The sequence below is a fragment of the Streptomyces sp. NPDC001100 genome (genome assembly GCF_053598575.1).
Window position 1 is genome coordinate 158,412 of sequence record NZ_JBSFKO010000004.1, and the last position, 13,755, is coordinate 172,166.

10 protein-coding genes are annotated in these 13,755 nt (G+C 70.2%); 4 read left to right on the top strand and 6 right to left on the bottom strand.

Annotated features, from left to right (window positions below; translation table 11 throughout):
- The first annotated feature begins 139 nt into the window (after window positions 1-139).
- Window positions 140-1,744 carry a citramalate synthase gene (gene cimA / locus ACWDEW_RS07110; protein ID WP_450510403.1) on the top strand — a complete coding sequence of 535 codons (1,605 nt, stop codon included), beginning with the start codon at window positions 140-142 and terminating at the stop codon, window positions 1,742-1,744.
- Window positions 1,745-1,751: 7 nt separating this feature from the next.
- On the opposite strand, the gene ACWDEW_RS07115 is transcribed toward cimA, so the two are convergent.
- On the bottom strand, window positions 1,752-2,240 hold the full coding sequence (locus tag ACWDEW_RS07115; RefSeq protein WP_450510404.1) for a hypothetical protein: 489 nt from the start codon (window positions 2,238-2,240) through the stop codon (window positions 1,752-1,754).
- A 7-nt stretch (window positions 2,241-2,247) separates the two neighbouring features.
- A complete protein-coding gene (locus ACWDEW_RS07120; protein ID WP_450510406.1) occupies window positions 2,248-4,122 on the bottom strand; it encodes a ricin-type beta-trefoil lectin domain protein in 1,875 nt (624 codons plus the stop codon).
- A gap of 134 nt (window positions 4,123-4,256) precedes the next feature.
- Here ACWDEW_RS07120 and ACWDEW_RS07125 point away from each other — a divergent pair, with 134 nt between their 5' ends.
- Together ACWDEW_RS07125 and ACWDEW_RS07130 are read left to right on the top strand one after the other, a co-directional pair.
- On the top strand, window positions 4,257-7,268 hold the full coding sequence (locus ACWDEW_RS07125) for a glycoside hydrolase family 3 protein (RefSeq protein WP_450510408.1): 3,012 nt from the start codon (window positions 4,257-4,259) through the stop codon (window positions 7,266-7,268).
- Window positions 7,269-7,395: 127 nt separating this feature from the next.
- Window positions 7,396-8,739: a hypothetical protein gene (locus ACWDEW_RS07130; RefSeq protein WP_450510409.1), complete on the top strand. Its 1,344-nt coding sequence runs from the start codon at window positions 7,396-7,398 to the stop codon at window positions 8,737-8,739.
- Window positions 8,740-8,745: 6 nt separating this feature from the next.
- On the opposite strand, the gene ACWDEW_RS07135 is transcribed toward ACWDEW_RS07130, so the two are convergent.
- Both ACWDEW_RS07135 and ACWDEW_RS07140 read right to left on the bottom strand, forming a co-directional pair.
- A complete protein-coding gene (locus tag ACWDEW_RS07135; protein ID WP_450510411.1) occupies window positions 8,746-10,269 on the bottom strand; it encodes a WD40 repeat domain-containing protein in 1,524 nt (507 codons plus the stop codon).
- Window positions 10,270-10,330: 61 nt separating this feature from the next.
- A complete protein-coding gene (locus tag ACWDEW_RS07140; RefSeq protein WP_450510413.1) occupies window positions 10,331-10,756 on the bottom strand; it encodes a MarR family winged helix-turn-helix transcriptional regulator in 426 nt (141 codons plus the stop codon).
- A 62-nt stretch (window positions 10,757-10,818) separates the two neighbouring features.
- On the opposite strand from ACWDEW_RS07140, the gene ACWDEW_RS07145 reads away from it, so the two are divergent.
- A complete protein-coding gene (locus ACWDEW_RS07145) occupies window positions 10,819-11,886 on the top strand; it encodes an FUSC family protein (protein WP_450510415.1) in 1,068 nt (355 codons plus the stop codon).
- Here ACWDEW_RS07145 and ACWDEW_RS07150 read toward each other — a convergent pair.
- Complete coding sequence (locus tag ACWDEW_RS07150; RefSeq protein ID WP_450510417.1) at window positions 11,850-12,512, bottom strand: response regulator; 663 nt, start codon at window positions 12,510-12,512, stop codon at window positions 11,850-11,852. The two genes, ACWDEW_RS07145 and ACWDEW_RS07150, sit on opposite strands and share 37 nt — an antisense overlap.
- A complete protein-coding gene (locus tag ACWDEW_RS07155) occupies window positions 12,509-13,741 on the bottom strand; it encodes a sensor histidine kinase (RefSeq protein ID WP_450510419.1) in 1,233 nt (410 codons plus the stop codon). Before ACWDEW_RS07155 ends, ACWDEW_RS07150 begins: the two co-directional genes overlap by 4 nt.
- Window positions 13,742-13,755: the final 14 nt, after the last annotated feature.

The following is a 13,755-nucleotide window of genomic DNA, read 5'->3' on the forward strand; positions in this document are numbered from 1 at the left end:
GACCTCTCGCACCCGCGAGGGGTTTTTCGCTTTTCTGGCCCACCTTCAGCCGGGAAAGCAGTGCGAGGGATCATTGAGGGACGGTGGAGCCGGTCATTCCGGTACAGACCGAGATTCAGATCCTCAGGAGCCAGACACCATGACGGAAACCAGCGCACTCGACGATGCGTTCCACGTCTTCGACACGACCCTGCGTGACGGCGCGCAGCGGGAGGGCATCAACCTCACCGTCGCGGACAAGCTGGCCATCGCCCGGCACCTGGACGACTTCGGCGTCGGTTTCATCGAGGGCGGCTGGCCGGGCGCCAACCCGAGGGACACCGAGTTCTTCGCCCGCGCCCGGCAGGAGATCGACTTCAAGCACGCGCAGCTGGTCGCGTTCGGCGCCACCCGCCGCGCCGGCGCCAAGGCCGCCGAGGACCCGCAGGTCAAGGCGCTCCTGGACTCCGGCGCCGAGGTCGTCACCCTCGTCGCCAAGTCCCACGACCGGCATGTCGAGCTGGCCCTGCGCACGACCCTCGACGAGAACCTGGAGATGGTCCGCGACACCGTCTCCCACCTGGTCGCGCAGGGTCGCCGCGTCTTCGTCGACTGCGAGCACTTCTTCGACGGCTACCGCGCCAACCCCGAGTACGCGAAGGCCGTCGTACGGTCCGCCGCCGAGGCCGGCGCGTCCGTCGTGATCCTCTGCGACACCAACGGCGGGATGCTCCCGGCGCAGGTCCAGGCGGTCGTCGCCACCGTCCTCGCCGACACCGGCGCCCGGCTCGGCATCCACACCCAGGACGACACCGGCTGCGCGGTCGCCAACACCCTCGCCGCCGTCGACGCGGGCGCGACCCACGTCCAGTGCACGGCGAACGGCTACGGTGAGCGCGTCGGCAACGCCAACCTCTTCCCGGTCGTCGCCGCCCTGGAGCTGAAGTACGGCAAGAAGGTCCTCCCGGACGGAAAGCTCCGCGAGATGACCCGCATCTCGCACGCGATCGCCGAGGTCGTGAACCTCACCCCCTCCACGCACCAGCCCTACGTCGGCGTATCGGCCTTCGCCCACAAGGCCGGCCTGCACGCCTCCGCGATCAAGGTCGACCCCGACCTGTACCAGCACATCGACCCCGAGCAGGTCGGCAACACCATGCGCATGCTGGTCTCCGACATGGCCGGCCGCGCCTCCATCGAGCTCAAGGGCAAGGAACTCGGCGTCGACATCAGCGGCGACCGCGAACTGGTCGGCCGGGTCGTGGACCGGGTCAAGGAGCGCGAACTCAAGGGCTACACCTACGAAGCGGCCGACGCGTCCTTCGAACTCCTCCTCCGCGCCGAGGCGGAGGGCAAGGCCCGCTCCTACTTCCAGGTCGAGTCCTGGCGCGCGATCGTCGAGGACCGCCCCGACGGCAGCCACGCCAACGAGGCCACCGTCAAGCTGTACGCCAAGGGCGAGCGCATCGTCGCCACCGCCGAGGGCAACGGCCCGGTCAACGCCCTCGACCGCGCCCTCCGGGTCGCCCTGGAGAAGATCTACCCCCAGCTCGCCAAGCTCGACCTCGTCGACTACAAGGTCCGCATCCTGGAAGGCGTCCACGGCACGTCCTCCACGACCCGCGTCCTGATCTCCACGTCCGACGGCTCGGGCGAGTGGTCGACGGTGGGCGTCGCGGAGAACGTCATCGCCGCGTCCTGGCAGGCCCTGGAGGACGCGTACACCTACGGCCTCCTCCGCGCGGGCGTCGAGCCCGCCAAGTAGGCCGTCCTCAGCAGGAGTTCTCGGCGAGTTTCTCGAACTCGCCGAGGCTCATGGCCTTGTCGTCGGCCCAGACCTGGCCGGGTTTCAGGGCGGACAGGTCCTTGGCGGTGAAGGTGACGGTGCCGGTGTACTCGTAGTCGGGCTCGGCCTTGCCGAAGGCGAGTTCGTACGTGTAGCCCGGCACCACCCGCTGCGGGCCCACGGGTGTGGCGTGCCAGACGGCCGGTGGTGAGAACAGCGGGAACCGTGCGTCGGCCCCGCGCCGGTCGTCCTTCGCGTCCCAGCCCGAGAGGTTCTTCTCGGGATCGCCGTGCGTGCCGAAGAGCGACAGCCCGGTGATCTTGTCCTCGCCGCACGGCCGCACCACCGCCGTGAAGCCCCCGCGCGCATCGCGCTGTACGGCGACCAGCGGCCGGATCTCGGCCCCGCACCCGCTCAACACCAACGCGCCGGCGACCGTGCCCAGCACGGCCGCCGCCCCCCGTGTACGTTTCATGACCCTCCTACTGCAGATGCCACTTCTGGTTGGCGGCTCCCGTGCAGGTCCAGATCTGCGCCCGCGTCCCGTTCGTCGACGTATTGCCCGTCACATCAAGGCACTTGTTGGCTGCCGTATTCACCACATCACCGGTCGCGGAGTTGTACGACCACTGTTGCGCGGCGGTTCCGTTGCAGTCGTACAACTGCACCTTCGCCCCGTCCGCCGTCGAGGCCGACGTCACGTCGAGGCACTTGCCGAGCGCCCGCACCGTGCTGTCGGTGCCCACGGTCCACTGCTGCGCGGTCGAGCCGTTGCAGTCGTAGAGCTGGACGGCCGTGCCGTTGGTGGTCGAAGCACCGGCCACGTCAAGGCACTTGCTCGCCAGGCCCACGAACGCACCGGTCTGGGCGCCCCCGCCGGACTGCGTCCCCGTCCAGGTGAAGGTCGCGGACGTCTTGCCGGGGAGGGAGTAAGTCGCGTGCTGGCCGCCCCAGTTGATGGTGACGGTCTTCGCGGTGGACGCGTCGTTGTACGCGATCAGCGCCTTCGAACCGTCCGGGTTGCGCCACGCCACGTTGGGCACGTTGGTGGAGGCCGTAGAAGCGATCCGCTGGGCTCCCGGCCGTACGAACTTCGTCAGCTGGCCCATCGTGTAGTACTCGACCGTGTAGTCGACGGTCCCGCTCGCGCCGTCACCGTTGTGCACGGTGATGAGACCCGTGCAGGTGCCGCAACCGCCGTTGTGCGGGCCCATGTTCTGGTCCACCGCGAGCGACCACTTGGTCACCGACTTCGCCCAGTTGCGGGTGTAGTCGATGATGTTGTTCATGTCCTCGCGCTGCTGGTTGGCGATCCAGGTGCCGCCGGAGTGCTCGGTGCCGAAGGCGTCCAGCGTCGGGTACTGGTTGTGCACGGTGGTCTGCTTGGTGACGCCGCTGATGTCGCTGTAGCCGTGCCAGGCGATGCCGCCGAAGTTGGGGTTGGAGCGGACGGCCGCGTCGTCGACCGTCGCCGCCGCGTAGGAGTCGTAGACGTCCCAGTTCCAGTCGTGCGCGAGGACCTTCGTGGTCAGGCCGGACGCGTTGAGCTTGGGCAGCAGCTCGCTCTTGGTGAAGTAGGCGAGCCCGGACGCGTTCCAGCTCATCGACGGGTAGCCGGAACAGCAGGTCGGCTCGTTCTGGACGGTCACGTACGAGACCGGAACGCCCTGGTCCTTGTACGCCTGGAGGTACTTGACGAAGTAGTTGGCGTACGCGCCGTAGTCCTCGGACTTCAGCCAGCCGCCGTTGAGCGAGCCGCTGTCCTTCATCCACGCGGGTGCCGTCCATGGCGAGGCCATGACAGTCAGAGAGGGGTTGAGGGAGAGCGCCTGCCTGGTCAGCGGGACGACGTCCGCCAGGTCGTGCGCGATCGAGAAGGAGGTGAGGTTCGGGTCGGTCGCGCCGGAGGCCACGTCGTCGTACGTGTACCCGTACCGGGCCAGGTCCGAGGCGCCCATCGGATTGCGCAGGAACGACAGCCCGATCCCGTCCGTCGGCGAGAACAGTTTGGTCATCGTCGCGTTCCGGGTCGCCGTCGACAGCGCGCCGCTGCTGTTCATCAGCCAGGCCGCGGTGTCCGTGAAGGACGCGCCGCCGCCGGTGAAGGTCTGGTAGCGGGTGTTCTCGTCGACGGTGATGTTCTCGCCGCTGCCGCCCGTCCCGGACGAGAAGGCGAACGGGGTCTGGGCCTGGAGGCCGCGCGTGACATGGCGTCCCGCGGCGTCGTCGGTGGTGGTGAGCCAGGCCGTGACCTGTTCACCGGCCGCGTGCGCGGGGGGTACGGCCGCGGTGAAGCCGGCCACGGAGAGCAGCCCGGCGAGCAGCAGCCGGGCCGTGCGGGGGGTTCTCCTGGACATGGATGCGTTAGCCCTTCCTGACGAGACGTCTTGACGGGTCTGCGGGCCGTTAGTTAACTCACGGCGTGATCTAAGTCATGAGTGAACTGTGCGATCCCAGAGTGAACCAGAGCTCCAGAGCCGAGGGAAGGTCCATGCCAAGAACCGCCCTGCTCGTTTCCACCGCCCTGTGCGCCGCGCTGCTGTCACCGGCCGCCGTGTCCCAGGCGGCAGCCGCCGCCGACCCAGCCCCCACCCCCGTCGACCGCTTCGAGGGCGAGGTGCCCTTCGCGAGCCAGCCCGCCGAGGGCATCTTCACCTGGGGCAGCGACAACGACGACCCGCCCCAGCTGGCCCTGACCGCGAGACCCGACGCCCCCGAGGGCGACAAGGTACTCACGGGCACCTACGACATCAGCGGCTACGGCGGCTTCACCCACGACTTCGCCGCGACCGAGCCCGCCCACGACTGGTCCGCCCACCAGGGCATCCGTTTCTGGTGGGACGGCCGGAACACGGGCAAGTCGACCAACTTCGAAATCAAGGACGGCGGCGCCAACGGCGAGGCCTCCGAGCTGTGGACGACGTCCTTCACGGACGACTTCACCGGCTGGAAGCAGATCGAGATCCCGTTCACCAACTTCGTGTACCGCACGGACTACCAGCCCGTCGGCGGCATCGACCACGTCCTCGGGCTGACGCAGATGTGGGGCTACGCGGTCACCCTCCCCGTCGGCATCCACAGCCAATTCGCCATGGACGACGTCGAGTTGTACGGCAAGGCGGATCAGTCCCTGCGCGCCAACGTCACCACCGACTCGGCCGTCTATCCGGTGAAGGAGGGCGGTACGGCCACGGTCAAGGTCACCGTCGCCACCACCGGCTCCGCGCCGATCGACGACCCGGTGACCGTCGCCTACACGTCCGACGGCGGCACCGCCACCTCCGGCAAGGACTACACCCCGGTCTCCGGCACCCTCACCTTCCCGGCGGGCACCGCGTCCGGCACCACGCAGACCGTCACGGTCCGCACGCTGAAGGACAGGTCCGCCGAGAACGCCGAGACGATCCCGCTGAAGCTCACGGTCACCGGCGCCAAGGCCCCGGCCGAGACGCCCCAGGTCGTCATCGACGCGCACGGACTGCCGTATCTGGACAGCAAGTTGCCGATCAAGAAGCGCGTCGCCGACCTCGTCAAGCGCATGTCGCTGGAGGAGAAGGCCGGGCAGATGACCCAGGCCGAGCGCGGCGGCATCGGCACGGGCGCCGACATCGCCACCTACGACCTCGGCTCACTGCTCTCCGGCGGCGGCTCGACCCCGACGCCCAACACGGCGGTCGCCTGGGCGAAGATGATCGACTCGTTCCAACTCCGGGCCCAGGCAACGCGGTTCCAGATCCCGCTGATCTACGGCGTCGACGCCGTCCACGGCCACAACAACCTGGCCGGCGCCACGATCATGCCGCACAACATCGGCATCGGCGCCACCCGTGATCCCCAACTCGCCGAGAAAACAGGCGCGGTGACGGCCAGTGAGGTCCGCTCGACCGGTGTCCCGTGGGACTTCGCGCCCTGCCTCTGCGTCACCCGTGACGAACGCTGGGGCCGCTCCTACGAGTCCTTCGGCGAGGACCCGGCGCTCGTGCAGTCCATGGAGACGATGATCCAGGGCCTCCAAGGCGCCGCGAACGGAAGGCAGTTGAAGGACGACGACAAGGTCCTCGCCACCGCCAAGCACTTCGTCGGCGACGGCGGCACGGCCTACGGCTCCTCCACCACCGGCACCTACACCATCGACCAGGGCGTCACCACGGTCACCCGCCAGCAGCTGGAAGCCATCCACCTCGCCCCCTACCAGACGGCGGTCGACCGGGGCATCGGCACGGTCATGCCGTCCTACTCCTCGCTCGACATCGTCGGCGACGGCCTCGGCCCGGTGAAGATGCACGCCCGCGCCGACATGATCAACGGCGTCCTCAAGAACCGGATGGGCTTCGACGGCTTCGTCATCAGCGACTGGAACGCCATCGACCAGCTCCCCGGCGACTACGCCTCCCACGTCGACACGGCGGTCAACGCGGGCGTCGACATGATGATGGTCCCGTACAGCTACAAGGACTTCACCTCGACGCTGATCGCCGAGGTGAAGGCGGGCCACGTCACCGAGAAGCGGATCGACGACGCCGTGTCCCGCGTCCTCACCCAGAAGTTCAAGCTGGGCCTCTTCGAGAAGCCGTACGCCGACACGAGCAACGCGGCCCAGATCGGGTCCAGTTCGCACCGGGCCGTGGCACGGCAGGCGGCGGCCGAGTCGCAGGTGCTGCTGAAGAACGCGGGGGGCGTGCTCCCGCTGAAGAAGTCTCAGAAGGTCTACGTCGCCGGTTCCAACGCCGACGACCTCGGCAACCAGACCGGTGGCTGGACCATCACCTGGCAGGGCTCGTCCGGCACGAACACCACCGGCACGACGATCCTGCAGGGCATGAAGAACGCCGGCGGTGACGTCACCTACTCCAAGGACGCCTCCGCCCCGACCAGCGGCTACGACGTCGGTGTGGTCGTGGTCGGCGAGACCCCGTACGCCGAGGGCGTCGGCGATGTCGGCAACGGCAACGACCTGACGTTGACCCCCGCCGACCAGGCAGCCGTGGACAAGGTGTGCGCGGCGATGAAGTGCGCGGTGCTGATCGTCTCCGGGCGCCCGCAGCTGATCGGCGACCGCCTGCCGAAGATCGACGCCCTGGTCGCCTCCTGGCTGCCGGGCACCGAGGGCGACGGCGTGGCCGACGTCCTCTACGGCAAGCGCTCCTTCACCGGCCAACTCCCGGTCACCTGGCCGAAGTCGGAGGCCCAGCTGCCGATCAACGTCGGCGACACGACGTACGACCCGCAGTTCCCGTACGGCTGGGGTCTGACGACCGGGTCGAAGGCGCCGACGGGTGGCGCGTCCACGCTGAAGGCGCTGGAGGCCGCGGCGGCGAAGGCCCGGTCGGCGGCGACGGGCAAGGCGCTCGTCACCCAGGCGCGGCTGATCGTCCAGCAGAAGGTGGGGCAGAACATCACGGCGGCGGTGTCGAAGCCGTTCGCGGACGCGGACCATCTGCTGCTGACCGGGAAGTACGGCGCGGCCGTAAAGAAGCTGGAGGAGGCTTACCGGGCGGCGTGAGGGAGCCGTTGTAGGGGCGTGTGGGGTTGTCGGTCGGCTGCGGCTTCGTCGTGGCGCGCCCACGCGGCGGAGCCGCATATCGATACTTCCCCGCGCCCCTATGGGGCGCTTCCGCTAGCGTCGGATTATGAAGGTCGTCGCTTGGAGCCGGAGCCTCCCGGGGTTGTTCGTGGCCCTGCTGCTCACCGCGCTGACCATGGTGTCCCCGGCCGCCGCGGACACCGGCGTCTCGACGATCGGCCGGGCCCTGCGCGAGGGGCCGGTCTACGTCGACCCGGCGGCTTCCGGACTGCCGTCCGCCGACGCGCTCGCGCAACGCATCAAGAAGGCCGACAAGCCGGTCTTCGTCGTGGTCCTCCCGGCCGGCTACCCGACGGCGAACCTCTTCACGAACCTCCGCACCGCCACCGGCATCACCGGCCTCTACGCGATCCGCCTCGGCGACCGTTTCGACGCCCGCGCGGACTCCTCGGTCCTGTCGAACGCGGCCGTGAAGAACCTGGTCGCCAGCGTGCAGGGCGAGGACGCGAAGACCCAGCTCAACGACTTCACCGACCGGGCCATCGCCAACATGGGCGGCTCGGCGCCCGCGTCCTGGGGCGGCTCTTCCAGCAGCAACGGAGTCTCCGGTACGGCGCTGATCGTCGCGGGTGGGGTCCTGGTCGCCGGTGGCGCGGGGGCGTACACCCTCGTACGGCGTTCCCGCCGCCGCAGGCTGGAGGAGCAGCTGGCCGCGCTGGACAAGCTGCGGGTGGTGGTCGACGAGGACATCACCGCGTTCGGCGAGGAACTGGACCGTCTCGACTTCCACCCGGCCGAGCCACGCGCCGACGACGCGATGCGCGCCGACTACGAGCGTGCCCTCGACGCCTACGAGCAGGCGAAGACGTACATGGCGGCGGCCACGAAACCCGAGGACGTCCGGGCCGTCACCCAGGCCCTGGAGGACGGCCGGTTCTCGCTCGCGCAGCTTGCCGCCCGGCGCGAGGGCCGTCCGCTGCCCGAGCGCCGCGCCCCCTGTTTCTTCGACCCGCGCCACGGCCCCTCGGTCGCCGACGCCACCTGGACCCCGGCCGGCGGCGCGCCCCGCGAGGTGCCGGTCTGCGCGGCCGACCAGGCTCGGCTCGCGGACGGCCGGGACCCGATGATCCGCGAGGTCGACACGGACTACGGCCGCCGCCCGTACTGGGACGCGGGCCCGGCCTACGGTCCCTGGGCGGGCGGCTACTTCGGCGGCGGCCTCCTCCCCGGCCTCCTCGTCGGCACGCTGCTCGGCAGCATGATGGCCACCCCGTCCTACGCCTCCGACTACGGCACCGGCTACGGAGACTTCGGCAGCGGCGGCTACGACGGCGGGGACGTCTCCGGGGCGGACTTCGACCCCGGGGACTTCAGCGGCGGTTTCGGGGGAGGGGACTTCGGAGGGGGCGGCGACGGGGGAGGCGGCGGCGACTTCGGCGGCGGTTTCTGAACCGCGTCAGGTCACGATGGCCGCCGTGTCCCACACGATGAGTGTTTTGCCGCGGTCCAAGGTCATCAGGTGTTTGCGGTCGGGCGACATGCGGCAGTCGAGTACGAGGTCCGTGTGGGCCACAAGGGTGTGCAGGAGCTCGCCGGTGCCGGTCGACCGGATCTGCACTTCTTCGCGGGCGGGGACGGCGAGCCATTCCTCCGTGGTGGCGAAACGCGTACCCCTCAGCTTGAGCGTGAAGCGCTCGCGATGGCCGGGCAGTTCCAGCACTCGGAGCGTGTCCAGGTCGCCGATCGCGATCCATGAGCCGTCGGCGGCGAGGCCGAGCCGGTGGACCGACTGCGGCTGGGCGGGCAACTCGGCGAGCAGCCGGCCGGAACGCGGGTCCCAGAGCAGGATCTGCCTGCCGAGGCCACGGGTGGCCAGGGTCTTCCCGTCGGCGCTGAGCGTCAGATGCGACATGCCCTTCGTCGTGGGTTTCGTGCCCCGGCGTTCGTTGGTGAGCGGGTCGACGAAGCTGCCGGTGAAGCAGTTGTAGGCGATCCACATGCCGTCCGGACCGTGCACGGACTCGTCCACGGTGCCGACCTTGAAGGGGAGCCTCTCCTCGCCGCTGACGGCGTCCCAGGCCCGTGCCTTCTCGCCCGCGCTGCTGGTGATGAAGAAGCTGCTGTCCGGAGAGACGCCGCAGTGGTGGATCGTGTCGGTCAGGTCGGGGATCACTCGTCGCAGGGCCTGGGTCTCCACGTCGTGGACGTGGACACGCCCCTTGGCCCCGACCGTCACCAGCCAGGTGCCGTCCGGTGACAGGGCGAAGTCCCAGGGGGACGCCGACAGCCGCAGCACGGCACGGACCGCCGAAGGCGGCTGCGGGGTACCGAGGGTCCGCAGCAACTCGGCCTGCTGCGACTCCGAATGGCCGACTGCGGCCAGATCGTCCAGCAGGCCCTGCGTTCCGAGCCGCTGGATCTTGGCGGTCTGCCAACCCGGGGAAGCCACGAGCGCGGCGGCCTGAGCCGGGTCGCTGTGGTGCAGGTGCCACACCAGGTGCCGCCACCAGTACGTGGCGCCGGCGGGCAGCGCCTGCCACGGGTCACCGGGTTTGAGCAGGGCGAAGGCGTTGTTCACGAGCCGCCCGTGCCAGTCGGCCTCTTCCTCCGCCGACCAGCGCGACTTCAAGCGCTCGTGCAGCTCCTGCGGGACGGTCAGCCACCGCCGGCCGTCGTCGGCCGTCCTGATGCGCATGAGGCCCACGCGATGGAGGTCCTCGAACAGGCCCAGAGTGCTGTGGATGTCGCCGTACTCGTGTCCCACTTCGTCCCAGGCCGCGGTGAGTTCGCTCACGCTCAGTTCGACGCCCGGGGGGACGATCGCCAGACGCCGGACATGGAGGGATTCCGTACGCCTGCGATCCAGGCTCTCCAATGCCCTGCCGACATGGTCGTCGCCCCAGTCCTCATGGCCTGTCTCCCGCTGCCAGCGCTCGATGAACCAGCGGTCGCGCCGACGCTGACGCCACTTCCCGATCACCTGTGCCTCCCCCTTCACCCGGAGGTTCAGTGAAACAGCTCGAACGCCCGTACGCAGGCATTCAGGGCGCATCGGCCAACCGCTCCATCAGCGCCCCCGCCAGCTCCAGCACCCCCCGCTCCGTCGCGCTCAACGAGGCCAGCGCGCCCGCCAGCCACACATCCCGCTCGGCCATGTCCCGGTCCAGCGCCCGCCGCCCTTCTGCCGTCAGCGTGAGCACGGACTGACGCCGGTCCACGGTGCCCGGCTCGCGCGCGATCAGTCCCTCCGCCTCCAGTTCGGCGAAGGTCCGGGTGAGGGACTGGGGCCGCTGCCGCTCGGCCGTCGCGATCTCGCCGGGTGTCGCCGACCGATGCCGGTGCAGATGCCCGAGCACGATCAACTGGTTCGGACTGAGCCCGCTCTCATTGCCGCGCTCCTGCCGCAGCCGCCGGTTCAGCCGGACGACACCGCGACGGATCCGGGCGGCTTCGAGGTGATGATCCATGTCAGAGATGGTACGTGAATTCTTACTATCCATGCATGGATTGCCCGGCTACTGTGGAGCAAGTGACCGCAAAACTGATACGCAATGCGTACGAAGCGGCCCTGACGATGACCGCTGTGCTGCTCTGCTGGGGCATCGCCCTCTGGCTGGAGGGCGCCGAAGGACTCCACACGGACGTGCTGGTCCTCGCCGTCGCCCTGACCCTCACCCTGTCCTCCACCCAGCGCACCGCCGACACCCGCCGCAGGCTCACCGCACTCGCACTGCTGCCCGTCACCGCCGGCGCCTCGATCTTCCTCGGCAGGTTGCTGGCCTCCCACTACACACTCGGCGCCGCCGTCTACACGGCGGGCATGGCGCTGGCCATCTGGATCCGCCGCTACGGCCCCGTCGCCACGAAGGCCGGCACGCTGCTGGCCCTCCCGCTGGTGGCCCTCCTCGTCGTACCGGGTCCCGCGCTGCCGCCCAAGGCACAGAGCGGGCTGGTCACTTGGGGCTGGTCCGCGCTGGTCGGGGCGCTGTCGTGCGGGGTGGTGTGGCTGGTGCAGGGTCTGGGGGACCGGTTCGGGCCCCGGCCCTGGCGGGCCGAACCCGACCCCGGACAACCGACGCGCCCCTCCCGCCTCCACCCCCGCCCCAGCACCCGCATGGCCCTCCAGATGGCGGCCGGGATCGCCGCCGCCTTCGCCGTCGGGCGGCTGTTCTTCGACGACCACTGGCCGTGGGTGGTCCTCACCGCGTACGTCGCCGCGAGCGGCAACCGGGGCCGAACGGACGTACTGCGCAAGGGAATTGAACGGCTCGCCGGGGCCGCGGTCGGCACCCTGCTGGCGGCGGGCATCGCGTCGATCGGCGTCACCGGCGACACCTCCGTGGCGCTGATGTTCGCCGTCCTCACGGTCGCTTTGTGGCTGCGTCCCCTCAACTACGCCTACTGGGCCGCCGGGATGACCTGCGCCCTGTCCCTCCTCCTCGGCTACTTCGGCCAGGACGCCCTGCACCTGCTCCCCACCCGGCTCGAAGGGATCGCGGTCGGCGCGGTGCTGTCGGTGGCGTCGGCGTGGTGGCTGCTGCCGGTGGCGCGCGCCCGCCGTCAGCCCGTTCTCGGCACGACCAGCCCCGTCTCGTAGGCCATCACGACGGCCTGTGTACGGTCCCGCAGTCCCAGTTTGGACAGGATGCGGCTGACGTGGGTCTTCACGGTCTCCTCGCCGACGTGCAGGCGGACGGCGAGCTCCGGGTTGGACAGGCCTTCCGCGAGCAGCCGCAGGACGTCGGTCTCGCGTGGGGTGAGGGCGTCGAGTGCGGTTCGTGCAGGGGCGGTTCGGGGGCGCTGGCGCGCGAACTCGGAGATGAGCCGGCGGGTGATCGCGGGGGCGAGGAGCGCCTCGCCGGCCGCCACGACCCGTACCGCGTCGAAGAGGCGCTCCGCCGTCACGTCCTTGAGGAGGAAGCCGCTCGCCCCCGCGGTCAGCGCGTCGTAGACGTGTTCGTCGAGGTCGAAGGTCGTGAGGACGAGCACGCGTGGCGCGTCCGGGCCCTGGAGGCGGGCGGTGGCCTCGATGCCGTCCATGACCGGCATCCGTACGTCCATCAGGACCACGTCGGGGAGCTGTTCGCGGCAGACGCGTACCGCCTCGGCCCCGTCGTGGGCCGTGCCGACGACGGTGAAGTCGTCCTGGGTGGCGAGGAGTCCGGCGTAGCCGGCCCGGACGAGTTCGTGGTCGTCGGCGACGACGATACGGATCGCTGTCATGCCGGTCCCTCCTCGTCCGGGTTGACGGGCAGACGGGCCTCTACGAGGAATCCGCCGCCGGGTGCGGGGCCGGTGCGCAGGGTGCCGCCCACGGTGGCGGCGCGCTCGTGCATGCCGAGGAGCCCGTGGCCGGAGTTGTGGCTGGCGGGTTGCCCGGGTCCGTTGTCGCGGACGCGCACCACCAAGTCCTCGTCCCCGTACCGGAGTTCCACGTCCACGGCGGCGCCGGGTGCGTGCCGGCGGGCGTTCGTCAGGGCCTCCTGCACGATGCGGTACGCCGTGACCTCGATGCCGGGGTCGAGCGTGGTGACCGGCCCGCTGATGATGAGGCGCGTGCGGGAACCGGCCGCGTCCCGTGACTCGTCGACGAGTTCCATGAGTTGACGGAGACCGGGCTGTGGCCGCCGCTGCACGCCGGTGTGCGCGTCCTCCCGCAGCACTCCCAGCAGCCGCCGCATCTCGGTGAGGGCGGTGCGCGCGGTGTCGCCGATGGCGAGGAGGCGGGTGGCGCCCTCGGCCGGCAGCCCGGGGGTGGTGAGGCGGGCGGTCTCCGCCTGGACGGCGATCATCGAGATGTGGTGGGCGACGACATCGTGCAACTCCCTTGCGATACGCGCCCGTTCGCCCCGGGCTGCGTGTTCGAGGAGGGTGTCCGCGAAGGCCTGTTCCGTGACGCTGTGGGCGAGGGCGGTGCTGCGCACATGGTGGGCGACGCCGGTGGCCGCGGCGGCGGAGGCGAGGGTCGCCACGAGGACGGCGACGATCCGGGTCGGGTCTTCGTGGCCGGCGAGCGCGATCACGACGTACGGCAGGACGAACAGCCCGCCGAGCGCGGTGGCTCCGGTCCGCCCCAGCACGTACACGCAGACCAGTTGGGCCACGACCCCGCCGACGGTGAGCATTCCGAAGGGCACGAGGGACAACACGCAGGCCGCACTGATCGCGACGGCCGCACCGCTCCGGGCGAACCGTCCGGTCCCGGTCCCGAGGACGAAGGGGAGCGGGACGGTGGTGGCGAGCGCGAGCAGCAGCAGCGAGGCGAAGCCCCTGGCCAAGTCGCCGCCGCGCAGCAGAACTTCGGAAACCGCGAGCACAGCCAGGCCGCCGGGCACGACGAGAACCGCAGGCCGCGACACGCCGGCACGGCCCGTGCGTCCCACGGCGGCCAGCCGCTCCAGGCCCGGGCCCCGAACGGTCCCGGGGTCTCGGCCCGGCTCCCCGATAGGCATCGGCCCGTTTCCCT